At 45.2% G+C, this 24,103-nt stretch carries 15 protein-coding genes; all 15 read left to right on the top strand.

Annotated elements, in window-relative coordinates; genetic code table 11:
- The first annotated feature begins 4 nt into the window (after nucleotides 1-4).
- The 15 genes from ABHC48_RS04940 (at nucleotide 5) to ABHC48_RS04870 (ending at nucleotide 24,097) form a co-directional block, all read left to right on the top strand.
- Entirely contained in the window at nucleotides 5-2,893 is a 2,889-nt protein-coding gene (locus ABHC48_RS04940; protein WP_195982874.1) for a tetratricopeptide repeat protein, read from the top strand.
- 286 nt (nucleotides 2,894-3,179) lie between these two features.
- Entirely contained in the window at nucleotides 3,180-4,004 is an 825-nt protein-coding gene (larE, locus tag ABHC48_RS04935) for an ATP-dependent sacrificial sulfur transferase LarE (RefSeq protein WP_195408836.1), read from the top strand.
- Nucleotides 4,005-4,250: 246 nt separating this feature from the next.
- A complete protein-coding gene (locus tag ABHC48_RS04930) occupies nucleotides 4,251-6,146 on the top strand; it encodes a leucine-rich repeat domain-containing protein (RefSeq protein WP_195589564.1) in 1,896 nt (631 codons plus the stop codon).
- A gap of 320 nt (nucleotides 6,147-6,466) precedes the next feature.
- Nucleotides 6,467-6,883 (top strand): hypothetical protein, encoded by a 417-nt coding sequence (locus tag ABHC48_RS04925; RefSeq protein ID WP_320054996.1) that lies wholly within the window; start codon nucleotides 6,467-6,469, stop codon nucleotides 6,881-6,883.
- Nucleotides 6,847-7,923, top strand: a complete 1,077-nt coding sequence (locus tag ABHC48_RS04920; protein ID WP_347505195.1) for an extracellular solute-binding protein — start codon at nucleotides 6,847-6,849, stop codon at nucleotides 7,921-7,923. The genes ABHC48_RS04925 and ABHC48_RS04920 overlap by 37 nt, the downstream gene beginning before the upstream one ends.
- Nucleotides 7,924-7,981: 58 nt before the next feature.
- Nucleotides 7,982-11,875, top strand: coding sequence for an ATP-binding protein (locus ABHC48_RS04915; protein WP_347505193.1), 3,894 nt, complete (start codon nucleotides 7,982-7,984; stop codon nucleotides 11,873-11,875).
- A 117-nt stretch (nucleotides 11,876-11,992) separates the two neighbouring features.
- Nucleotides 11,993-14,428, top strand: a complete 2,436-nt coding sequence (locus ABHC48_RS04910) for a glycoside hydrolase family 3 C-terminal domain-containing protein (protein WP_347505191.1) — start codon at nucleotides 11,993-11,995, stop codon at nucleotides 14,426-14,428.
- Nucleotides 14,429-14,441: 13 nt separating this feature from the next.
- Nucleotides 14,442-14,945: a GtrA family protein gene (locus tag ABHC48_RS04905; RefSeq protein WP_118577927.1), complete on the top strand. Its 504-nt coding sequence runs from the start codon at nucleotides 14,442-14,444 to the stop codon at nucleotides 14,943-14,945.
- Nucleotides 14,946-15,026: 81 nt separating this feature from the next.
- The gene (locus ABHC48_RS04900) at nucleotides 15,027-15,188 is read left to right on the top strand and encodes a DUF6783 domain-containing protein (protein WP_306467751.1); all 162 of its coding nucleotides are present in this window, start codon (nucleotides 15,027-15,029) and stop codon (nucleotides 15,186-15,188) included.
- A 95-nt stretch (nucleotides 15,189-15,283) separates the two neighbouring features.
- On the top strand, nucleotides 15,284-16,678 hold the full coding sequence (locus tag ABHC48_RS04895) for a trypsin-like peptidase domain-containing protein (protein WP_347505188.1): 1,395 nt from the start codon (nucleotides 15,284-15,286) through the stop codon (nucleotides 16,676-16,678).
- A 359-nt stretch (nucleotides 16,679-17,037) separates the two neighbouring features.
- Nucleotides 17,038-17,766, top strand: coding sequence for an HAD family hydrolase (locus tag ABHC48_RS04890; RefSeq protein WP_118577735.1), 729 nt, complete (start codon nucleotides 17,038-17,040; stop codon nucleotides 17,764-17,766).
- 3 nt (nucleotides 17,767-17,769) lie between these two features.
- A complete protein-coding gene (locus ABHC48_RS04885) occupies nucleotides 17,770-19,782 on the top strand; it encodes a diguanylate cyclase (protein WP_226836839.1) in 2,013 nt (670 codons plus the stop codon).
- 121 nt (nucleotides 19,783-19,903) lie between these two features.
- Nucleotides 19,904-21,490 (top strand): sensor histidine kinase, encoded by a 1,587-nt coding sequence (locus tag ABHC48_RS04880; RefSeq protein ID WP_173769141.1) that lies wholly within the window; start codon nucleotides 19,904-19,906, stop codon nucleotides 21,488-21,490.
- Nucleotides 21,487-22,518: an ABC transporter substrate-binding protein gene (locus tag ABHC48_RS04875; RefSeq protein WP_347505185.1), complete on the top strand. Its 1,032-nt coding sequence runs from the start codon at nucleotides 21,487-21,489 to the stop codon at nucleotides 22,516-22,518. Before ABHC48_RS04880 ends, ABHC48_RS04875 begins: the two co-directional genes overlap by 4 nt.
- Complete coding sequence (locus ABHC48_RS04870) at nucleotides 22,493-24,097, top strand: response regulator (RefSeq protein WP_173718023.1); 1,605 nt, start codon at nucleotides 22,493-22,495, stop codon at nucleotides 24,095-24,097. Before ABHC48_RS04875 ends, ABHC48_RS04870 begins: the two co-directional genes overlap by 26 nt.
- Nucleotides 24,098-24,103 lie beyond the last annotated feature (6 nt).

The raw sequence follows: 24,103 nt of genomic DNA, 5'->3' as shown, positions 1-24,103 counted from the left end.
TGACATGAAAAAAGATGAGCAGGCAAATGTGTTGCTTTCGCTGAAAAACTTATATCGGTTGTTTACCGTGAAAGATTATCCGGTCTATTCTACCGGAATTCTAGGAGAAAAAAGTAAAAAGGGTCTGACTCTGGTCAGATTCTGGGATGAATATCTTCTCTATGAGTGGAAAAGCACCAGACACGGAAAAATGATTTTTCGAAAGGATGGAAGTCAGAACCGCTATCATTCGGAATTCTGTAACCGCAAGGAAAGCTTTCCCTTGTATCATATATACATAGAGGAAGTGCTGGAAGGTCTGAATACGGAGACATTTGGCAGTCAGGTACTGATTTTTGAAAAATTCCTGAAAGAGAAAAATTATAACCATTCTGTGTTTGTACAGAAGCTGAGAAAATTTCTGGGCATGGTCATGGAGTCAGATCCATGGCTGTCCCAAGAGTGTGGGGAAAAGCTGATCTTCTGGATCGATTACATAGAGAAAAAACAGAAGGATTTTTCCCAGTCCTTTGGGGATGCCTGGCTGTTTACCCTGCTTAGTCTGCACGCGATGGCGGGGCCGGAAATATCCGGGGCAAAAATGAAACTGGTAAGAAACCGTGAAGACTTAAAGCCGGAATATATCTGGAGCTGTATTTATCAGGAATCCGGGGAAACCAGGCAGAGCTTTCTCACCCTGCGAAACTGTGAATTGTTCCGGAAATCTGTGAAAGCCAGCCATTTCTTTGGCAGAGAAGAAGAGTTATATGACTTGAAAGAGATGTTCTTCAATTCCGGAAAGTATCTGATTTCCGGAATTGGAGGAATTGGAAAAACAGAACTCATGCGTCAGCTTGTGAGCTGGATGGAGCAGGAAGAAGTAAAGTGCCGGATCGCAGCTGTTCAGTATGAGGAGAATCTGGCGGCCAGCTTTTCCAGAAGTTTTCTGAATCTTACTGGTGAGAGCGTGGAAGAAAGATTTCACGAAAGTATCTATCATCTGTCAGAAGAGCATCAGGAAAAAACAGTGCTTTTTCTGGATAATATGAACCATACGGAAGAGGAAGATCCTTACCTGTCAGAACTGAAAGATCTGCCGTGCACCATATTTGTTACTTCACGTCAGAAACATCTGGATGGGTTTACTACATTTGGCATAAAGGCACCGCAAAAGAGTGCCTTAAGTTTGATTTTTCGTGACAATTACAACAAAATACTTTCCAGAGAGGAAAAAGACCGGCTGAGTCGTTTGCTGGAAAAAGAGATTTTTCAGCATCCTCTGACATTGAAGCTTCTTGGAAAAGCGGGGACCTACTATTTTGGTAATTGGGATTATCTGGAAGAAGAGCTGCAGAATAACTGGAATGATGTTGCAGAAGAGTCCGGACTCATTGATATGTACCGTGGGCTGTACAGACTGGCTGATATTGGAGAAACAGGAAGCCAGCTGGCAAGGATGTTCGCGCTTTTGCCCTATCAGGAAATTGACCAGAACTTTACAGTGATGTTTTTTCAGGGATTTTTGAAGAAAAATGAAACTCTTGGAAAGGCACTTGGCAGGCTGGTGAAATTCGGATGGTTGGAAGATACAGGAAATGGTTACCGTATGCATCCTGTAATTGCAGAGAGTCTGTGTACAAAGGCTTTTTTAGAAGCAGAGTTTCAGCCATTCTGGGAGCGGGTCAGGAAGTGCTTTTTCCCGAAACAGGCACCGAAAGACGAGGATTCCCGCATGGAGGAAATTGCGTGGCTTGTCTTTCAGGGGATATCCAGAGTGCAGGGTGCGGTCAGTGACCAGCTTGTGGCACTGGCGGCAGAGGCTGCCCGATATCTGGAGCTGCCGGTTCCTATGTGCGGGAAAATCCGGGAACTGGAAAAAAGATGTGCAGAGATTTCCAATGAGACGAAGTTTATGGTAGCGTGTCTGACAGAGACAAAACCTGAACAAAACGAAGAATATATAGAACTCTTCCGCGAACAGCTGAAAAAGAGAACGCTATCATCGGAATGGATGTTGTTTGCTATAAGTGATTTTTGCAATAGGTTGGAGCAGAACAGTAATTATGAGTGTTACCGGGAGATCTGTGATTTAATTTTTCAACAGAAGGATAATATTGATTATAAAATTGGATATGCGCTTTTGCAGACGAATATGCAGATGTTAAAGCTTAATGTGAAAAAGGCTGAAATGTGGGCAGAACGTGGAATCCTCATGTGTGTACAATGGGGGCATAGCCAGAGAATACTGGATTTTCTTTATCCAAAAGCAGAATGTCATATGTTTTTTCAGGAAAAAGAAAAGCTGGCAGATTGTCTGGAAAAAATAGAGCAGATACAACAGATACAAAGAAAGCGTCAGGGTGAGAGTGAGTATGCAATATGGCAGCTTCGTGGTCAGCTTGCAGCTATGGATCAGAATATGGAAGAAGCTGCCTATTGTATGGAACAAGCAACGGACAGGTGCAAAATGTACTGTGGTGAGAAAAATCAGATGTATTCTGCCCTGTCAGAGGAACTGGCACGAATGTATAATGCCGCCGGACGAAGGGAAGAGTCGTTGGCATGTCATCTTGCGGTTCGCAATCAGCTGCTTAAGAATGGCTATCGTGAGGGTTCTTTGCTTCTGATGGTGGATAACAATATGAGTGTAGTCTACCTGGACTTGGGAAAGCCGGAAGAAGCGATCCCATATCTGACAGAGGCACTGGAGCTTACGAAGGAAAATGGACTTGTAGGTTCGGCAGTCGCAGAGCCTACCTGGAATCTGGCACGCGTTTACCGTGCACTTGGAGATGAGGAAAAAGAAGATATATATCTGAAAGCCGCCGTGGAAGGCTTCCGGGAATGTTATCCGCCGGAGCATCCGAAACGGATTGCCGCTGAACAGAGACTGAAAGAACGCCAGGAGGAATGAACCTAGCGTTTAAATTAAGAATGATGAAAAGAAGTTGATATCATTAGTTGATGTTGACTTCTTTTTTGTATATAGCGCTTAAAGATTTATGTTTTGTGACTTATTAAAAGTATCAAAATAAACAAGGAACCTATTGACACTATAGGGAGACTTCTTAGAACCACTATGAGAGCTGCAAATGATAATTTAATCGTTGAAAGAAGAGAATCATAATTAATCCCATTGACATACTAGGATAATTCGTAGTAACATAAATAGCAACATATCGCCACAGGAGGCTAATCATATGAGCGAAATCACTGCAACCAAAGAGCAGCAGAATAAATACGAAGCTTTAAAAGAATACTTACGCAGTCTGGGAAGTGTGGCTGTGGCTTTTTCGAGCGGGGTGGACTCTACGTTTCTTTTGAAAACAGCACACGATGTGCTGGGGGATAAATGTATCGCGATTACTGCCATGTCCTGTTCTTTCCCGAAGAGAGAACTGGAAGAGGCGAAGACCTTCTGTGAGAAGGAAGGAATCCGCCACATTACAGTAGAGTCTGAAGAACTGGAAATTGAGGGCTTCTGCCAGAACCCGACTAACCGTTGCTATATCTGCAAGAAAGAATTATTTGAGAAAATCTGGGACATTGCCACAAAAGAGGGGCTGAATGCAGTGGCAGAGGGTTCCAACATGGACGACAATGGTGATTACAGACCTGGTTTACAGGCTGTTGCAGAGCTGGGGGTGAAGAGCCCGCTGCGCCACAGCGAATTGTATAAAGCAGACATCCGTGCCCTGTCTAAAGATCTTGGCCTTCCCACCTGGGAGAAACAATCCTTCGCCTGTCTTTCTTCCCGTTTTGTATACGGTGAGACTATCACGAAGGAGAAACTTGGCATGGTAGACAAGGCAGAACAGCTGCTTCTGGATCTGGGATTTCATCAGCTTCGTGTGCGTATTCATGGTACATTGGCACGAATTGAAGTATTGCCAGATGAACTCCAGAAAGTCCTGGAGAACCGCAACCAGATCGTGAAAGCATTCAAAGAATACGGCTTCACATACGTGACCATGGATCTTCAGGGATACCGAATGGGAAGTATGAATGAGACATTGAAGAAATAGTTTTCGACTTATGAATTATCGTCTATACTATGCTGTTAGTTAATTGCTTTAAATGCTGTTTTGCTTTATCATTAAATCAATCGTCTGACAAATTTGGGGAGGGAGTATGCTGCGGGCTCATTTGCAGAATAGCAGGTTATCCATTTTGGGGAAGCGTTTAGTGTTATACAGCAGATATCAATGGAAAAATCTTTGCCTCTGGAGTGTGTTTGAAAAGACGAAAAAAAGAATAGCGAGGTAAAGCGTATGAGAAACAGACGACTGGCACTGGCTGCAGCATTGCTGCTGGCAATCACAAGTGCAGACGGAGCAGCACTGGCAGTAAGTGGAGCTGATTTTTCTTCTGAGGAAGTAGCAGAAGCAGTTTTTGACGAAGTGGAGAATGAGGGGCTGGACAATCAGGATGAGGTTCAGGAACCGGTTCAGACTCCGGAGATGGATCAGGTGGAGGATCAGTCATCCGAGGATTCATTCTCAGATGCGTCTGGCATGGAAGCAGCTGCAGAATGGCAGAATGAGGAAGCGGCAACAGCAGACGAAGCCCTGGTTTTTTCAGATGGAGAAGACACAGGAATTACCTACACCTTGTCAGATGATGGGAAACTGGTAATTTCCGGAACTGGAAGCATCGCAGATGATGCATTTGCTGGCAACACTAAAATAACAAGCGTGGTTATCTCTGAAGGAGTGACCGGCATTGGTTCCCGTGCATTTACCGGCTGCACCAATCTGACAAGTGTGACAATTCCAGAAGGCGTAACAACCATAGATGGTATGACATTTGGCAATTGTACCAGTCTGACAAGTGTAACCATTCCGGGAACGGTAACCTCAATAGAAGTTCAGGCATTCTGGAACTGCAGCAGTTTGACAAGCATAACTATTCCTGCAAGCGTAACGAGCATCGGAAGCGGTGTATTCCAGGGCTGTACCAGCTTGACAAGTGTAAAGCTTTCAGAGGGTCTGACCAGAATTGGAGATCAGACTTTTGGCAGATGTAATGCGTTAGAAACCATAGAAATCCCGGCAAGTTTGACATCTATAGGAAATGATGCGTTTAAAAACTGTGCCAAGCTGAGAAGTATCCGCTGCTATGCAAATAGCAGCACGTGGCAGCCCAGATACATTTGTGATTCAAATACAACCGTATATTACAGCTACAATCCGAACCATACTCATTCCTACAAGTCACATGTGATAAAAATGAGTGGCTGTACCTATTCAGGATCCGAAGAAGAAATCTGTGAATTTTGCGGTGATTACTATACGAAAGAAACACCGGCACTTGGTCATGACTGGAACCGTGGGGAAACAACAGAAGATGCTTCCTGTGAAAGTGACGGAGAAAAAACTTATACCTGCAGAAGATGTGGTGACAAAAAGAAAGAGACAATTCCGGCAACCGGACATAGCTGGGTAAGGTCATGGCATGAAGATGCAACCTGTACAGATGACGGAGTCGATGAATACACCTGCAGATATTGCGATACGGAAAAGAGAACTACAATAAAAGCAACCGGACATAAATTTTCTGCATGGGCAGTAACCCAGGAAGCAACTGTGGATGAGGAAGAAGTCCAGACACGTACCTGCAGTGCATGCGGCGAGCAGGAAACAAAAATTACCCGGGACAGACTGCAGCCAACAATGAAATTGAATCAGTCCAGTATTGTGCTGAAGACCAGACAGAAGACGAAGTGTCTGAAAGTAACCGGGCTTGCAAAGGGAGATTTCATTTCCACCTGGAGTACTGATAACTGGAGTATTGCAGATGTATCTGTTAGTTCAGATGGAACCTGTAACATTACCGCCGGTAAGACTACAGGCAAAACCCGTATTCACATATACCTGAACAGCGGATATGAAAAGTCTGTTACCGTAAAAGTCCAGAAAACCGCTGTAAAAACCACAAAGATCAAAGGTGTGCCGAAAACACTGAAATTAATGAAAAATCAGAAATATTCCCTGAAACCGGTTTTAAAACCAGTAACAAGCAAAGAAAAAATCACCTACAAATCCAGCTCCTCCAAGGTGGTAAAGGTAGATTCCAAGGGCAGAATTACTGCAAAGAAAAAAGGAACAGCCGTAATTACGGTGAAAGCAGGGAAGAAAACAGTTAAGTGTAAGGTGACTGTGAAATAACGTATATTTTGAAAGGACAGGAATGAAATATTTTCTGTCCTTTTTCATGAATATTTATTGATTCTTTTTCTGACATTTCCTATAATAAGCCTATGCGTTATAAATTTACCCATGTGACATGTAAAAACGCTGGAAAGGATATTGTATTCCGTAGAAGTCAGCGATGCATTTTACTTGTTGCAGGGGCTTTTTGTTTTGAAGATTTGGAATTTCAAACACGCTCTGGTCTGCCATGTCAGCCGGTCTTTGGACAGTGCTGCAGGCAGAAGTATATATTGAGTTAAGCTGCGGCATCAGGTGCCGTGAGGGAGTAAAAGAGTATGAAGAAAAAATGTGTGGCAATGATGTTAATCGCAATAATGACCGCATCTTTAGCTGGCTGTGGAAGCAGCAAAGATGGAAGCGGTAAATCTGTAAAGCTGGATCCGGATCACCCGGTGTCCCTAACAATCTGGCATTATTACAACGGTGCCCAACAGGCAATGTTTGACATCCTTGTAAAGGAATTTAACGCCTCCGTTGGAAAAGAGGAGGGTATCTACGTGGAGAGCTACAGTCAGGGTTCCGTATCCGACCTTGAGGAAGCAGTCAACAGCTCTTTGAATGGAGAAGTAGGAGCAGAAGAACTGCCGGATATTTTCTCTTCCTATTCTGATACTGCTTACGCAGTACAGAGCAGGACAAGCTGGCAGACCTTTCCGTGTATTTTACAGAAGATGAGCTGTCCAGGTATGTAGATTCCTACATCCAGGAGGGCTATTTTAACCAGGATGGCGCTTTATATCTTTTCCCGGTTGCCAAATCTACAGAGATCACCATGATCAATAAGACTGACTGGGAGCCTTTTGCAGAAGCCACTGGAACTACAGTGGATGAACTTGCCACTACAGAAGGTATTACAGAGGTTGCACAGCGCTATTATGAGTGGACGGATGAGCAGACCCCGGATGTGCCGGACGATGGAAAAGCATTCTACGGCAGAGACTCCATGTCCAACTATTTTATCATTGGCATGAAGCAGATGGGAAAGGAAATTTTCCAGGTGAAAGATGGAAAAATGATCTTAAACACAGATGAAGATCTGATCCGCCGCCTTTGGGATAATTACTATGTACCATATATGAAGGGCTATTTCGCATCTCTTGGAAAATTCCGTTCCGATGATGTGAAGACAGGAGATATTCTTGCATACACAGGCTCCACATCTTCCGCTGTATACTTCCCGGATACCGTGGAAAAAGAGAATGAAAGCTATCCGATTGATTACATCGTATGTGATTCTCCGGTTATGGAGGGCGGCGAGAACATAAAAGTTCAGCAGGGGGCCGGAATGGCAGTGACCAAGTCTGATGAGGAACATGAGTATGCTGCAAGTGTATTCCTGAAATGGTTCACACAGAAGAACCAGAACCTGCGCTTTGTATGCGAATCCTCCTATATGCCGGTTCTGAAAGAAGCCAACAGCGTAGATGTACTGGATTCCGTTATCAAAGAGAATAATATAGAAGTCAACCAGAAGGTTTACGATTGTTTTACAACGGAAATGGAAGACTTTGATAAAACAAGTTTCTATACAATTGGAGCCTTTGACAATAGCTACAGCGCCCGTAAGATCCTGGATTATTCTCTGGCTGACAAGGCAAAGGCTGATAAAGATGCCATGGACGCTGCAATCGTAGACGGAGAGAGCCGGGAAGAGGCTCTTGCACAGTATCTGACAGATGAGAATTTCCAGAACTGGTATACGGAATTCTGCCATAGCCTGGAGTGTATTTGAAAAAACATTCAAAGTGGTTTTTTAGACAGATTCTGGACATAAGGAGGTGCGGAGGACTGTGAAGAAAAAGAAATCTCTTTTGAATATATTTCTGATTCCTATACTGATCATTGTGTTTGTACAGGGTGCAGTCCCATTCCTGACATTGATTTTCAGCGGAATCCGCTCAAACATGGAGAATGCAGTTATCGGTCTGGACAGTCATACGGTGGAGAACCGTAAGGTAGTCCTGGAGAACGATATGATCGAGCAGTGGAGTAGCGTGAACAAGGAAAGTGATAATCTTTCCTCGGCGCTGACAAAGGTATTGAGCAATCATCAGATGGACATGCAGGGCTTCATGGGCTCAGGAAGAGTCCAGGAGGAATATCTGGAAACAGTTTTTTACGATATGGTGGAGGTTTTGCAGTACAATTCCACTTCTGGAATTTTTCTGGTTCTGGGAAATGACGGCGATACAGATTCGGAAGGGGAATACAAAGGCTTCTGGGTGAGAGACTCAGATCCCCAGACCAAAACGGCTTCCCGCACGGATCTGCTGATGGAGCGTGGAAGTAAGGTCCTGTCACAGAACATGTCCATTTCACTGGATACTTCCTGGCATACAGATTTCCGCTTCCAGGGCAATGGGAAAAGAGATGCGGATGACTTTTTTTACCAGCCATATATAACAGCAGCAAACTACGTTGATTCCCGCACCAGTATGGCAAACCTGGGGTACTGGTCAAAGCCGTTTATTCTGGAAGATTTCTATATGGATAATCATAAGATGATCACCTATTCGGTACCTCTTGTTTATGGTAAAACAGTTTACGGTGTGCTTGGAATTGAAGTGGGAGTGAATGATCTGACCAAATATTTTCCAGTAAAAGATCTGGATTCTGATCTGAATGCAGGATTTGCCCTTGTGGTAGACCATGGAGATGGAAATTATGAGGGAATTGCCGGTGAAGGTGCGCTGTATGATGCGGCCTGCCGGGACGGAAGTGACTTTGTTCTGGCGGAGCCGGTGCAGGGGAATCTGAGGCTGGTACAAGGAGCTGCCATTGGGAAACAGAAGATTTACGGACTTGTGAGCAATCTGGAGTTGTACAGCAGAAATGTGCCGTATGAAGATACACAGTGGGCATTGTGCGGTTTTGTTGCAGAGGATTCTGTGTATGGATTGATTTCCGATGTTTATGAGAGAATCCTGGGAGCGATTCTGGGAAGTGCCCTGATGGCAGTTATTCTGGTTTATTTTCTTGTCCAGTATGCGACGGAACCGGTTTACCATCTGGTGGAGAGTGTACGAGGCGGAGTGAAGGGAATTCACAGTTTTCAGGAGTCAGGTATTCAGGAGCTTGATGAGCTCCACAAAGTGATAGAGAATCTGACGGATGCTCAGATGCAGACAGAGAATCAGCTTCTGGAGGAAAAGGAGCGCTATCGAATTGCGGTAGAAAGTTCCCAGGATGCCTTTTTTACCTACAAATGTAAGGAAAAACTGCTGGAAATAGTTAACAGTAAAGGCAATGACGGTGTATGGGACTGCGGAAAGCATCCGGAATTTCTTGATAATGACAGTATCCATCCGGCAGATAAGGCAAAACTGATAAACGCGGTAAAAAGCTCAGGAGGAGTTCTGGATGTTGATTTTCGTCTGCAGCATGTCAATGGAGAATTTCAGTGGGTAAATCTATCCGGAAGCATTACTTTTGACGAGAATAAAGAGCGCAGCAGGATCGTTGGCTGCATTCACAATGTACATCAGCACAAGCTTCTGGAGCAGGCGCAGAAAAGAAAGCAGATTTATGACTCCATTACTTCTTTTTACCGCCTTGGAAGTGGACTGGAGGTTGTGGAAACACTGTGTCGGGATGACCCGGAGGGAGTACTGGTACTCCTGGAAATCCAGCAGTTTTCCAAAATAGATGAGCGTTATGGCCTGATCTTCGGAGATATTATTCTGGAGCAGTTTGCCGGTCTGCTGGCGAAGCGCTTCCAGGAGGACGGTTTAAACGGTGGTATTTATATCAGGGCTGGTGCAGACCAGATGCTGGTATGGCTGCCGGTATGTACGACCGGACCGATCGTGAGAAGTGTGCAGGGACTGGAAAAGGAGTTTGGGGCGCTTACAGATGAGAAGCATCTGTCCCTTTCCCTGAAATGTGGAATCGCAGTTACAGGCAGCAGAAATTCGCTGTCTGAGGCACTTGAACAGACGAAGACTGCTCTTACAGCTGCACGTCATGGAAAGCAGGAAATCATGTTCTATGAGGAGCTTTCAACGGTGGAAAAAGCCTGTGCGGTTGATGTGGCATTTGCGGAGGTGGCTTCTCTGGAACGTCTGAAGGAAATGACACTTTCCTCTATAGCTCTGAACCTGTTTGACAGAGATGGTGATACTTCTGTGGTTCTGGATATTCTGGCGTTGAAGCTGCAGGAGAAATACCATCTGACAGACATTGTGATCACCCATTTCAACGGGGAATATATGGTAAATAACCTGCTGTACTGCTGGAAAACCTGGGAGAAAAAGGATGGCTGGGACGGTATGGTCCACTGTTCTGAGAAGCAATACCAGCACTTTGTGGAGACACAGGAAATGCAGCAGCTTCTGACTTCCGGGGAAAGCATATGGAAAGAGCCGCTGATTCAGCCTTTTGCTTCAGGCAGAAACGATATTGTATTCCATATGACAGATAACGGACAGTATTCCGGAAGTATTGTATTCCGGGACATTGACCAGGATGTTCTGGAGAAAAAAGAAGAGTGTAAGTGTCTGGAAGAAATCAGCGCAATTATTCAAAACCGGTTGAATCTGGAGCGTCACGATCTTTCTGCCAAGGCGAAATCGGATTTCCTGGCCCGTATGTCTCATGAGATCCGTACTCCTATGAACGGTATTATAGGTATGACGGAGATTGCATTGAAAGATGGACAGACTGAGGAGCGGCGAATCGATTGTCTGAGAAAAATCGAGTACTCCTCGGAATATCTGCTTGGACTTATCAACGATATTCTGGATATGTCCAAGATTGAGAGCGGAAAGATGAGGCTGATCGAAGAAAAATGCAATCTCATGGAGATGATACAGGGACTTCGTCCTTTGCTGGAAGCGAAGCTGAACGAAAATAACATTCAGTATATAGCAGATATCCAGCTGAAAAACCATTGGTTTATGGCAGATTCCCTGCGGCTGAACCAGGTTCTGGTAAATCTTCTGGGAAATGCGCTGAAGTATTCCAGACCAGATGGACATGTGTGGCTGACCGTTCGCGAGACAGAAGAAGAGAAAGGCTTTTCCAATCTGTATTTTCAGGTCAGGGATGATGGAATTGGAATTGCACCTGAGAAACAGCAGCTTATTTTCCGGCAGTTTGAGCAGGCGGATAATTCTGAAAATGCAAGAAAACAGGGCACTGGTCTTGGTCTTGCCATCAGCAGAAGAATTGTGCGGATGATGGATTCCGATATTAAGTTGGAAAGTGAGCCTGGTAAGGGAAGCAGCTTCAGCTTTAACGTGAAGCTTCAGCCGGTAAGCGGAGAGAAGACTACGGTCACCAGCCAGCCGGAGGAGATCAGCTTCCCGGGAAAAAGAATCCTGGTGGTTGAGGATAATGAGCTGAATATGGAAATTATCTGTACGATTCTTGAAAATTACGGAATTAAAACCGAGCAGGCAGTTAACGGAAAAGAAGCTGTGCGGCGCATGGAAGAATCCGTTCCCGGATATTACGATATGATCTTTATGGATATTATGATGCCGGAAATGGACGGACTGGAAGCAACCCGGACCATCCGGAATCTGGATCGTGAGGATTGCAAAAAGATTCCGATTTACGCAATGAGCGCCAACGCTTTTGACGAGGATGTGAAACGTTCCCTGGCAAGCGGTATGAACGGACATCTTTCCAAGCCTGTGAATCTGCAGGTGCTGGAGAAAACGCTGCAGAAAGTGCTGGGATAAAAATAAATGGTTTTTTAATGCATCTTGTGCAATATATTGACAGTTTGTGATAACCCCGTCTTTTACAGACGGGGTTATGTTATATTTATGGCAATATAGAAGGGAGCGATCACAAGCATGAAATATCAGAATATCATAGATAACATGACCCTGAAGGAAAAAGCCGCATTCCTCAGCGGAAAAAGCGAGTGGCAGACAAGAGATTTCCCGCGTCTGGATATCCCGGCGATTTTCTGTTCAGACGGACCGAATGGTGTGCGTAAACAGGCAGGAGCAGGAGATCATCTGGGAATCAATCCAGCAGTACCGGCAACCTGTTTTCCTACAGCGGCAGCTATGGCAAACAGCTGGGATGAAGAGCTGGAGCAGAGGGTAGGCGTTGCCCTTGGTGAAGAATCCATGGAAGAAGACGTAAACGTTCTTCTTGGACCTGGACTGAACATTAAGAGAAATCCTCTCTGTGGACGTAACTTCGAGTATTTTTCCGAGGATCCCTATCTTTCCGGAAAAATGGCAGCTGCTTTTATCCGCGGTGTGCAGAGCACAGGAGCAGCAGCCTGTGCAAAACATTTCGCTGTAAACAGCCAGGAACTTCGCCGTATGGCAATGAATGCGGTGGTAGATGAGAGAACTCTCCGTGAAATCTACCTCACCGGTTTTGAGATTGCCATCAAAGAGGGTGGCGCGAAAACGGTTATGAGCAGCTACAACGAGGTAAACGGTGTTTACGCCAACGAAAACGAGCATCTGCTGAAAGACATTCTCCGCGATGAGTGGGGCTTCGAAGGCTCTGTTATCACTGACTGGGGCGCTTCTAACGACCATTCTCTCGGTGTAAAGAACGGTTCCACTCTGGAAATGCCGACTCCGGGACTTGATGCGGCAAGAGAGCTTCTTGCCAGCGTAGAAAGCGGCAAGATCAGTGAGAAGGACATCGACGAGCGCGTAGACGAGCTTCTTGATCTGGTACTTACTACCACCGAGAATGCAAAGCATTATAAAAAAGTGGCGGACAAGAAAGCCCTTCATGAGGAGCACCACAAGCTGGCACGTCTTGCCTGCGAGAACAGTGCAGTTCTTCTGAAAAATGAGGACGGAATCCTTCCGGTTGGAGCGAAGGTTCAGGCAGCCATAATCGGTGACTTCGCTTTTGACCCAAGATACCAGGGCGCAGGTTCCTCCATGGTAAACTCCACAAAAGTAGATTCCATCAAGGACATGCTGGAGACCAGCGGAATTTCCGTAACTGGAATCGTCCGCGGTTATCAGCGTGACGGCAAGGAAGACGAAGCTATGAAAAAAGAGGCCGTGGATCTTGCACGCCGTTCTGATGTAGTTCTGTTTTTCTTCGGACTGAACGAAAAAAGCGAGACAGAAGGTCTTGACCGTAAGCATCTCCGCATTCCCCAGAACCAGATCAACCTGATTCAGGAGCTGGCAAAAGCAAATGCAAACATGGTTGGTATCATCAGCGCAGGTTCTGTTATCGAAATGCCATGGCACCATCATTTCAAAGCCCTGCTTCACACCGCTCTCATGGGTCAGGCAGGTGCAGGTGCAGTGCTTGATATTCTTTCCGGTAAAGTCAACCCATCCGGAAAGCTTGCTGAAACTTACATTAAGAAATATGAGGATACTCCTTCTTACAATTACTATCCGTCACAGGAGCGGAACTCTGAGTACAGAGAGGGAATTTACGTAGGATACCGCTACTTCGACACCGCAGGTGTGCCGGTAAACTATCCATTTGGATATGGTCTTTCCTACACTACATTTGAATATGACAATCTTCAGGTGAAGCCGGATGGGGCGACGTTTACCCTTCGCAACACCGGAAAGTATGATGGTGCAGAGATTGCCCAGCTTTATGTAGGACTTCCGGGAGCAAAAGTTTTCCGCCCGGTCAAGGAACTGAAAGGTTTTTCCAAGGTGTTCTTAAAGGCAGGCGAGGAGAAAACCGTTACCATTAAGTTCGACGACAAGACATTCCGTTACTGGAATATGAAGACAAATAAATGGGAAGTAGAAGGCGGCGTTTACAGCATTATGATCGGTGCAAGCTGTGCGGATATCCGTCTTCAGGATTCTCTTGCCATTATCGGAACCACTGAGGTAATGCCATACTATACTAACCGCGTTTCTTCTTACGTGGAGGGAAAAATCCAGCAGATCGGAAATGAGGAGTACGAGACGATCCTGGGACATTCCATTCCGGACGGAAGCTGGAGCGGCGAGCTTGGCATGAACGATGCCCTTTGCCAGATGTATTACGCGAAGAACGGAATTGCCCGCTTCATCTGTAAGAAGCTGGGTGAAAAGCTGAAAAAGAGCGAGGCAGCGGGAATTCCGGATCTGAACACCCTGTTCCAGTACAACATGCCATTCCGTGCAATCGCCAAGATGACAGGCGGTATGGTTTCCATGGAAATGGTAGAGGGACTTCTAAAGGTTGTAAACGGTCATTTCAGCGGACTTGGAAAAGTAATCAGCGGATTTTTCAGAAACCAGAAGCTGAACAAGCAGTATGAGAAAGATCTGGAAGAGCAGAAATAGGAGGAGTATCATTATGGGAAAAATCAAACAGTTAATCGAAGATCACCCGAATATCTGGGAATTTATTAAATTTAACGTATTATCCAACTGTGCAACTATTACAAACTTCATTATCATGTGGCTGTGTACCGGTTTTATTTTCAAAAGCTTTGCAAATACACCATTTAAGTTTCTGGTGTTCAATTACGCAGATAATATCGAGTCCAATCTTGGTTTATGTGGATTTTTAAGCTTTTTGGTTGCAACTGCAGCAGCTCAGACCGTAAACTTCTTTGTACAGAAGAATCTGGTTTTCAAATCCAATGCAGCGTTTGAGAAGGCTGTACCGAAATACATTGTACTTGCAGTTGTGCTGGTGCTTGTATCCGCAGCACTTCCGGCTTACAGCCAGAGCTTTTTCGTAAACATCGGTATTTCCGAAGCACTTGCACCTACACTCGCAAATGTTCTGAACATTCTGGTTCAGGTAGTTCTCAGCTACCCGACCATGAAATTCTGGATCATGCCGAACAAATAAAGATGATTGTTCTTTACCCGGATTGCCTTGCAGTCCGGGTTTTTTAATGCTAGAGCGTGTTTGAAAAAGGCTTTCTGCAAGATGTGCGTCACAATTTGTGGGAGATTTCGCTCGGATGAGGGCGCCGTAGCGGGCTACGGCAACCGAATTCGGGTGAAATCTCCCGCAAAGTGGGGCGTGCAGATTGCGGGAATGATTTTTCAAACACGCTCTAATATTAAAAGGCGGAATTTAACAATTTAAACACATTTTTCCCACAAAGAGAACACAAATTGTCTATATACTGTGAACTATCAAATGAAAAGAACATAAAGGAGTTTCTAAAGGAGGCTTTTATCATGAAGAATAGAAATGAAGAATTAAAGAGAAAACTTAAAAAGGCAGCAAGCATTAGTCTTTGCGCAGTACTGGCAGGCGGCCTTGCAGCAGGGACATATACAGGAGTTAACTATCTGACAGGCTATGAGCAGAACGTACAGGCAGCAAGCGAAGGTAAAGTTGAGCTGCTGAAATCCGAGAAGAAATCGGATGATTCCCAGGATGACAGCAAAGATGAGAGTACAGCAAAGGGTAGCCTTGATGTATCTGATATTGTAGAAGAGGCAATGCCAAGTATCGTTTCCATTACAACCAAATCTGTAGAAGAGGTTCAGAACTACTACGGAATGTTTGGTCAGTACGGTGCTTACTCTCCTGAGCAGAGAGAAGTACAGGGAAGCGGTTCCGGTATTATCATTGGTAAGAACGATTCCGAGCTTCTGATCGCAACCAACTATCATGTAGTAGAAGGTGCGGAGACTTTATCTGTTGGCTTCTGTGACAGCACAGCATGTGAGGCTAAGGTAAAAGGTTATGACAGCGAGAGGGATCTTGCAGTTGTAGCAGTTTCCCTGGATGATATTGACAGCGATACAATGGATGCCATTACGATTGCAACTATCGGTAATTCCGATGACCTGAAGGTTGGTGCACAGGTTGTTGCAATTGGTAACGCACTTGGTTATGGTCAGTCCGTAACAACCGGTATTGTAAGCGCCAAGAACCGTCAGCTGAATTCTGATGATACAGTCGGCGATTATGACAGCGACAGCAATTCCGCTACGAACCTGATCCAGACAGATGCAGCAATCAACCCAGGCAACAGCGGTGGTGCTCTTCTGAACATGAACGGTGAGGTTGTTGGTATCAACTCTGCAAAGCTTGCTTCCACAGCGGTTGAGGGTATCGGTTATGCAATTGCAATTTCTGATGTAACAGATACGCTGGAGAGCCTGATGAATGAGGAGACCAGAGATAAAGTTGATAACCACGGTGTTCTGGGAATCACAGTTAAGAGTGTTGACAGTGCAGTAAGTGAAGCATACGGTGTTCCGGAAGGCGTTCTTGTAAGAGACGTAACAGAAGGCGGTGCAGCTGATGAGGCTGGTATTGAAGCAAAATCCATCATTACAAAATTTGCAGGCAAGGTTGTTACAACCAAGGAACAGCTGATTGATTTCCTTTCCTACTACGAGCCAGGTGAGGATGTAGAGCTTACCCTTGAGGTTCCGGATGGAAAAGGTTACAAAGAAGAGACGGTAACTGTAACTCTTGGCGAGAACACAAATACACAGAGTACGGATTCCAAGGACAACGGTGACGGTCAGGGAAGCAGCCAGGATGATAATCTTCTGGAAGACTGGGAGAATAACGAAGGCGGCTCAGGTCTCCAGTACGGCGAGGGCTGGAATTAAACACTTGGGCGAATACGCTCTAGTAAGGCATACAGATTGCTGGAATGCTTTTTAGACACGCTCTAAGGCAGGAGAACCGGGATTGATTCAGCCACGGAAATGTAAATAATAGAATGAGAGAGGTTCATCTGTAAAAAAGGTGAACCTCTTTTTTCGGGCAAAATTTCCCACAAAGCGAGGCATGCCGGTTGCGAAACAGATTTTTCAAATATACTCTGCTTTGAAATAGTTAGAAAACACATAGAAAACTGAATAATAGATTGCGTAACCTACCTTAAAAAGGTATAATTATTTTATTGTCTGCAGACTGCGGCATAATATTTTTTAGAGTTATACGAAAAAGGAAAAGAGTCAGCAAAATGAACAACGAAAGATTTCTGGTTTTCGATATAGATGATACCTTATATAGCCAGATGGAGCCGTTGCTTACAGCCTGTGAGTTCAGTCTGGGCAGGAAGCTTCCGGATCCGGAGCTGTTTTACCGGATTTTCGGGAAAAGAAGCGCTGAAATGTTTCTGTTCAGCGAGAGTGGACAGGTTTCCATTCATGAATCCCGGATTTACAGAATTGAAAATACTATGAAAGACCTGGGAATTCCCTTTACCAGAGAGCAGGCAGAGCTCTTCCAGAAGAGATATAAAGAGAATCAGTCCCATCTTCATGTTTCAGGGGTAATGACACAACTGCTGGACGAATGCGAAGCTGCCGGAGTGAAAATGGGCGTGATCACCAACGGACCTTTTTCCCATCAGGTTCAGAAGTTCCACACACTGGGACTTGATAAATGGTTTACAGAGGATCAGCTGATCGTGTCTGCAGGTGTGGGCGTGGTCAAGCCGGATGTGAAGATCTTCCGCATGGCAGAAGAAAAATGGGGAATGAAGCCGGAGAATACTTTTATGATCGGGGATTCTCTGGAGAATGACATTGCAGGTGCAAAAAATGCCGGATGGAAGACCATCTGGATGAACCATCACCGTTATACGGTTCCGGAAGGTATGGAAAAACCAGATTATATTGCATATACAGAGGAAGAGTTGAGAAAGCTTATTGTCCAAATATGCTTTACAACGAAGAAGGATGGATAAAGTATGGTATCAGATTACAAAATCACCATGGAGCAGGCAGAATACGAGATGGTCTGTTACCGTAGGGTTTTTAACTTTGTAAGGCTTCTTGACCAGGAAAAACTGGAGAAATTGAATGCAGAAGGTCTGTTGGCAGCAGAGGGCGGACAGACAAAAAAAGCAGATTTGTGCATAGGACATTTTTGCCAGGGCTGTGTGGCAATGGAAGCCTTTTTACGGAAGGCAGAGCTGTGCAAGCTGGAATTTATTGGAGATGACATTTATCAGATCATGGCTAAATATCTGGAAATTGACGGTAATCCTTATGTAATGGAGCTTTTGAAGAAAATGGACAAAAGCAGCCTGATCGACCGGAAAGATCATGAGCGCCTGATCAGCAGCCTTACTGGATATAACGAGAGACTGTACCAGGATGTTCTTACGAAGGCATACAACAGACGTTATTATGAAGAAGAATTGAAGTCCAAGATGGGACCGGCTGGAATTGCCATGATCGATCTGGACGATTTTAAGCTTTATAACGACACATATGGACATAATGCCGGGGATATGGCACTGACTGTTGTTGCAGAAACCATATGCAAGCATATCCGTAAGGATGATATTCTGATCCGCTATGGAGGGGATGAGTTTCTTCTGGTGCTTCCCGGAGTAACAGAAGTGAAATTTGCCGGAAGACTGCAGGAAATCCATGATAAGATTCATCTGGCTGCGGTGCCGGGATATGCAGGAATTCAGCTTTCTGTGAGTATTGGAGGAACAATTGCCGGGGCAGATGAAACGATCGGAAGTGTGGTAGGAAGAGCTGACCGCTTTATGTACCAGGCGAAAACCCGTAAGAACCTGGTGGTAACCGAGTCTAATGAGATAAAAGCTGGAAATGCAGATGGCGCAGAGGTTAATCGTGATGAGCTGAAACAGCAGATTCTGATCGTGGATGATGCTGAGCTGAACCGTGATATTCTTGCGGAGATTCTGCACCATGATTTTAAGACTATGGAAGTAAGCAATGGGGAGGAATGTCTCTCCGTGCTTCGGGAGTATGGTGCAGGAATCTCACTGGTGTTGCTTGATATTGTAATGCCTGGCATGGACGGCTTTGCAGTTCTTGAGGAGATGAACCGGAACCATTGGATTGAGGACATTCCGGTCATCATGATCTCCAGTGAGGAGACAGAATCATATATACGCCGGGCGTATGAAATGGGAGTTTCAGACTATATCAGCCGTCCGTTTGATGCCAGAGTTGTTTACCGGCGTGTATATAATACTATTAAATTATACGCAAAACAGAGGCGCCTAATCACACTTGTAACGGATCAAATTCGCGAAAAAGAAAAAAATAGTCAAATTTTGATAGATATTCTCAGCCATATCGTAGAATTTCGTAATGGAGAGAGCGGTCAGCACGTTCAGCACATAAAGATGTTGACCGGATTTCTGCTGGACAGACTGATGCAGAAAACAGACAAATATGATCTGAAATGGTCTGACCAGTACATGATCACAATAGCATCTGCCCTTCACGATATTGGTAAAGTGGGAATCGACGAGAAGATTTTGAATAAACCAGGCAGACTGACAAATGAAGAGTTTGAGGAAATGAAAAAGCATACCCTGATCGGTGCTTCCATGCTGAAGAGTCTTGGGGTATATCAGGATGAGGAGCTTGTGAAGGTGGCTTACCAGATCTGCAGATGGCACCACGAGCGCTATGACGGCAAGGGCTATCCGGATGGTCTGAAGGGGGAAGAAATTCCGATTGCAGCCCAGGTGGTTTCTGTTGCGGATGTATATGATGCACTGACAAGTGAGCGCGTATATAAGAAAGCATTTTCCCATGAGAAGGCTATGGAGATGATTCTGGCTGGTGAGTGCGGAACCTTCAATCCGCTGCTTCTGGAGTGTTTGCAGGATATTCAAGGCAATATCCAGGTGGAAATGAAGAGAGCAGCAGAACAGCCTATGCTTGTGCAGAATTCTTATGTGGGGAAGATGATTGAGACGGTGCAGTAGGCATGGATTATTATAATGTATTATATTGCGGTATTGTTCGGCGAAGTGTTTTTGGTAAAGAGCGTGAACAGGAGCATTTGCAGGTCGGGGGACCTGCGGGAGTGGGGGTAAGTTTTACTTTATGAAAAAGAAAATTCTTACACTGGCGGCAGTGGTAACACTGCCGTTTATTCTTCTTGTGATGTATCTTCTTGCCTCGATGGCAAGCTACAGCAATACCTACGATGAGATCGTAAGCAACATGACTGTAGCGAACAATTACAATCTGAATTTCAAAGAAGAGATGGACGAGAGCCTGTATAAGCTGGTTGTTGGCTACGTCACTCTGGATACCATCGAAACAGACAAAAGTCTTAAGAATCCATATACTTTAATAGATGAATTACGCAGCGAGTTTACCAGACTGACAGCCATTACCACAGAATCTGAGAGCAAGCTGTGGCTGGAGAGCCTTCTTCGCAATATCGATACCCTGGAAAAAAGGGTGGACGATATTGTGGACAGCATTTCTGCCGGTGGCAGATATAATGAGAATATTGAGAAGCTGGACAACAATATTTACATTCTGACAGAATTAATCCAGGACGATATTCAGTATTATATTTATTATCAGACACGTTATATGGACAAGGTCACGGATACCCTGCAGGATCAGATCAGGCGGTTTATGGTGGTGTGCAGTGTGCTGATCGGCGTGCTGATCATTGTGGTTGCAGTCAGCGCGGTGATGATCGTTTCCGGTATTATACAGCCTATCAGTCAGCTGAACCAGGCTACGGAGAAAATCGCTCAGGGTGATTTTAATGCCAGAGCCCAGGCGGATTCCGAGGATGAGGTGGCTGAGCTTGCAGTGAGCTTTAACAAAATGGCAGGAAGCATGCAGTCTCTGATCGATAAGGTGAAGGAAGACGAGCGGAAAATGCGAAAAGCAGATCTGCGCCTTCTTCAGGAGCAGATCCAGCCTCATTTTCTTTATAATACGCTGGACACCATTGTGTGGCTGATCGAGTCCAATGAGCCGGACGAAGCGGTGACCATGGTTGTTACCCTGTCAGACTTTTTCCGTGAGATCCTAAGCAAAGGGAAGGAATTTATCTCCATTAAGGAAGAAGAGAAGCATATCAGCAGTTATCTCCAGATCCAGGAAATGCGTTACCGGGATATTCTGGAATATGACATTCAGCTGGATCAGGTAATTTATAAATATCAGATTCTGAAGCTGACTCTTCAACCGGTAGTGGAGAATGCGCTTTATCATGGCATTAAGTATAAGCGTGCTAAGGGATGTATTCACATTCATGGGGAGAAAGAGGGAGATATTATCCGTCTGACTGTCCGGGATGATGGTGTGGGCATGGATGAGGAAGAGCTTGAACAGCTTCGTCAGCAGATTGAGAAGCCCTGCCAGGAGACGGAGAAGGGGTTTGGTCTGGCAAATGTAAATGAGCGTATCCACATGTATTTCGGACCGGAGTATGGAATGAAGATCCAGTCACAGAAGGGTAAGGGAACTACAGTGGAGATTGTAATTCCGGCTATTCTGGAAGCTCCGGTTGAGAAAACAGGGAATGATACAGCAAAAGTGGCTGAAGGCGGCAACAGCGTGAATTTTGACGCAAATAAAAAAATAAAAAGTAATCCGAAACAGCAGAATGCCAATAAGATAATTGAGGGTGGACGGCCACAGCAGGAGGAGACAGGCGTATGAGACAGTTTATAAGAAAAAACATCTGGGCTGTGGCACCGGTTGTGTTTGTGCTTGTGGCACTGGTTCTTCTGGGAAGTCCTTTGAGCAGCAGTAAAGTGCAGGAAACTCCTGCGGAGGACGACAATCTGATCGTAGTAGGTGTTTCCCAGGTGGGAAGCGAATCTGTATGGCGAAGTGCCCACACTCAGTCCATTCAGGACGCTTTCACCAGGGCAAACGGCTACATGCTGATTTTTGACAATGCCAGACAGAAACAGGCCAATCAGATTAAGGCCATCCGAAGCTTTATTTCCCAGCAGGTGGATTATATCGTACTTTCTCCTATTGAGGAATCTGGCTGGGACACTGTGCTTCAGGAGGCGAAGGATGCCGGGATTCCGGTAATTCTCATAGACCGTAAGGTTTCTGTGGATGATGACTCCCTCTATGCTTCCTGGGTTGGTTCCGATTTTGTCCGCGAAGGACAGGATGCCGGTTACTGGCTTGAGGATTACATGAAAAAGCAGGGCAGGGAAGATGACGGAATTAACATTGTAGTGCTGAAAGGAACCAAAGGTGCCTCCGCTACCATCGGCAGAACCCGTGGGTTCAATGAAGTGGCAAAGGTGCAGCACAATTGGAACATTTTGCAGCAGGTAGACGGAGAATTTACCACAGCAAAAGGAAAAGAAGAGATGGCAAGGCTTCTGGATCAGTATGAGGACATAGATGTGGTGGTTTCACAGAACGATGACATGACTTTTGGTGCTCTTGAAGCCATCAGAGAAGCAGGAAAAACTGCAGGAGTGGACGGCGATATTACGGTAATTTCCTTTGACGCAGTGGATGCGGGCGTGGAGCTGGTGAGAAACGGGGAGATCAACATTGATGTCCAGTGTAATCCTGACCAGGGAAAATACGTGGAGCAGATCATTCAGGATATGGAAGATGGCAAAGAAATAGAGAAAGCATATTATGTTCCGGAGCGGGTGTATACCCAGGAGAACGTTGGGGAGGAAGAAAATGTTACGGAAGGTATTTCTGGTTGAAGATGAGACGGTGATCCGCGAAGGGCTCAGAGACAGGATTCCCTGGGATCAGTTCGGATACCGTTTTGTAGGGGAAGCAGCAGATGGGGAAATGGCTTTGCCCCTGATCCGTAAGACGAAGCCGGATGTATTGATCACGGATATTAAAATGCCTTTTATGGATGGGCTTTCCTTAAGTAAAATTGTGAGCAAAGAATTTCCGCGGATGAAGATTATTATTATCAGTGGTTATGATGATTTTGAATATGCAAGACAGGCAATTGAAGTTGGTGTTGACCAGTATCTGCTGAAGCCGGTTACCAGAATGAAGCTGAAAAATGTACTTCTTGAACTGAAAGATAAGATCGAGCAGGATCAGGAGCAGGAGGACTACCGCACCCAGTTTCAGAATGAGATCCAGGAGTATGAGCAGTTTTCCAGACGGCGTTTTATGGAAAAAATTCTGGAGGGGGAGCTGTCGGTTAAGGAGATTTATGATGAGGCAGAGCGTCAGTCTATAGAAATTACGGCAGCAGGATATAATCTGCTTTTCCTGTATTTACAGGAGAAAAATAAGGACAAGATGGCAGGTTTTCTTCGGAAACAGGATGAAGTGCTTCATTATTTTCTCCGCTATCCCCAGTATCTGCTTTTCCGCTGGAATGTAAACAGTTACGGAGTTCTGGTAAAGGGGGAATTGTCCCGGCTTCCGGAGCTGACAGATAATTGCGTGGAGTATGTGAAGCGGACCTGCGAAGGGGAAGAGCAGATGGACTGGTATGTAGCTGTAGGAAAACCAGTGGAGAGATTGAGCTTGCTTTCCCAGTGTTATCAGAGTGTGAATCATTATTTTGCATATCGTTTTATGGTGCCGGGGCTTCATGTGCTTACAGAAGAAACTTTGGAAAGTTATGTAAACTCGCAGGGGGAGAACCGGCTGGCAGCAGTGGATTCTTCACAGCTGAATCCTGAGATCATCAAGGATTTTCTCACAAAAGGAAGCAGCAGTGAGATCCAGGAGTTCGTTCAGGGATATCTGGGTGGAATGAGTAAGGCACTGGAGTCCAGAATGTTCCGGGATTATGTGGTGCTTCATATTCGGTTTACAACTATTATGTATCTGGAATCCATTGGTGTGGAAAAAGAGGGTTATACAGAACGGATCGAGGGAAAATATCAGGATACCAGTATCAAGGCATCGCAGGTGGCAGGGTATTGTGTGGACATTCTTCAGAGTGCCATTGATATCAGGGATGAGAAGAATGAGTCTCAGGGCAACAGCGCCATGAGGAAAGTGCTGGATTATATTGATGAGAATTACTATAAAGAGACCATTTCCCTGAATGAAGTAGCGGATGCGGTGAATATGAGTGCCAACTATTTAAGCGCAATTTTCAGCCAGAATATGCAGAAGACGTTTGTAGAGTATATTACCTGCAAACGTGTTGACAGAGCGAAAAAACTCCTGCGCGAGACGGACAAGTCGTCCGGAGAGATCGCACAGGAGGTGGGATATAAGGATCCCCATTATTTCAGTTATGTGTTTAAGAAAAAATCCGGGTGCAGCCCAAGGGAATATCGGAGTAAGGGGACTGCATGATATTCA

Origin of the sequence: Ruminococcus sp. 1001136sp1, assembly GCF_039841815.1 — a bacterium.
GTDB lineage: Bacteria > Bacillota > Clostridia > Lachnospirales > Lachnospiraceae > Blautia_A > Blautia_A faecis.
The sequence above is the reverse complement of the archived record's forward strand: the minus strand, read 5'-3'. Positions and strand labels throughout refer to the sequence as shown.

Bases quoted from the DNA above. Each gene is read 5' to 3' on its own strand.
- ABHC48_RS04940 (WP_195982874.1), top strand. From the start codon at position 5: ATGAAAAAAGATGAGCAGGCAAATGTGTTGCTTTCGCTGAAAAACTTA.
- larE (WP_195408836.1), top strand. From the start codon at position 3,180: ATGAGCGAAATCACTGCAACCAAAGAGCAGCAGAATAAATACGAAGCT.
- ABHC48_RS04930 (WP_195589564.1), top strand. From the start codon at position 4,251: ATGAGAAACAGACGACTGGCACTGGCTGCAGCATTGCTGCTGGCAATC.
- ABHC48_RS04925 (WP_320054996.1), top strand. From the start codon at position 6,467: ATGAAGAAAAAATGTGTGGCAATGATGTTAATCGCAATAATGACCGCA.
- ABHC48_RS04910 (WP_347505191.1), top strand. From the start codon at position 11,993: ATGAAATATCAGAATATCATAGATAACATGACCCTGAAGGAAAAAGCC.
- ABHC48_RS04905 (WP_118577927.1), top strand. From the start codon at position 14,442: ATGGGAAAAATCAAACAGTTAATCGAAGATCACCCGAATATCTGGGAA.
- ABHC48_RS04900 (WP_306467751.1), top strand. From the start codon at position 15,027: ATGTGCGTCACAATTTGTGGGAGATTTCGCTCGGATGAGGGCGCCGTA.
- ABHC48_RS04895 (WP_347505188.1), top strand. From the start codon at position 15,284: ATGAAGAATAGAAATGAAGAATTAAAGAGAAAACTTAAAAAGGCAGCA.
- ABHC48_RS04890 (WP_118577735.1), top strand. From the start codon at position 17,038: ATGAACAACGAAAGATTTCTGGTTTTCGATATAGATGATACCTTATAT.
- ABHC48_RS04885 (WP_226836839.1), top strand. From the start codon at position 17,770: ATGGTATCAGATTACAAAATCACCATGGAGCAGGCAGAATACGAGATG.
- ABHC48_RS04880 (WP_173769141.1), top strand. From the start codon at position 19,904: ATGAAAAAGAAAATTCTTACACTGGCGGCAGTGGTAACACTGCCGTTT.
- ABHC48_RS04875 (WP_347505185.1), top strand. From the start codon at position 21,487: ATGAGACAGTTTATAAGAAAAAACATCTGGGCTGTGGCACCGGTTGTG.
- ABHC48_RS04870 (WP_173718023.1), top strand. From the start codon at position 22,493: ATGTTACGGAAGGTATTTCTGGTTGAAGATGAGACGGTGATCCGCGAA.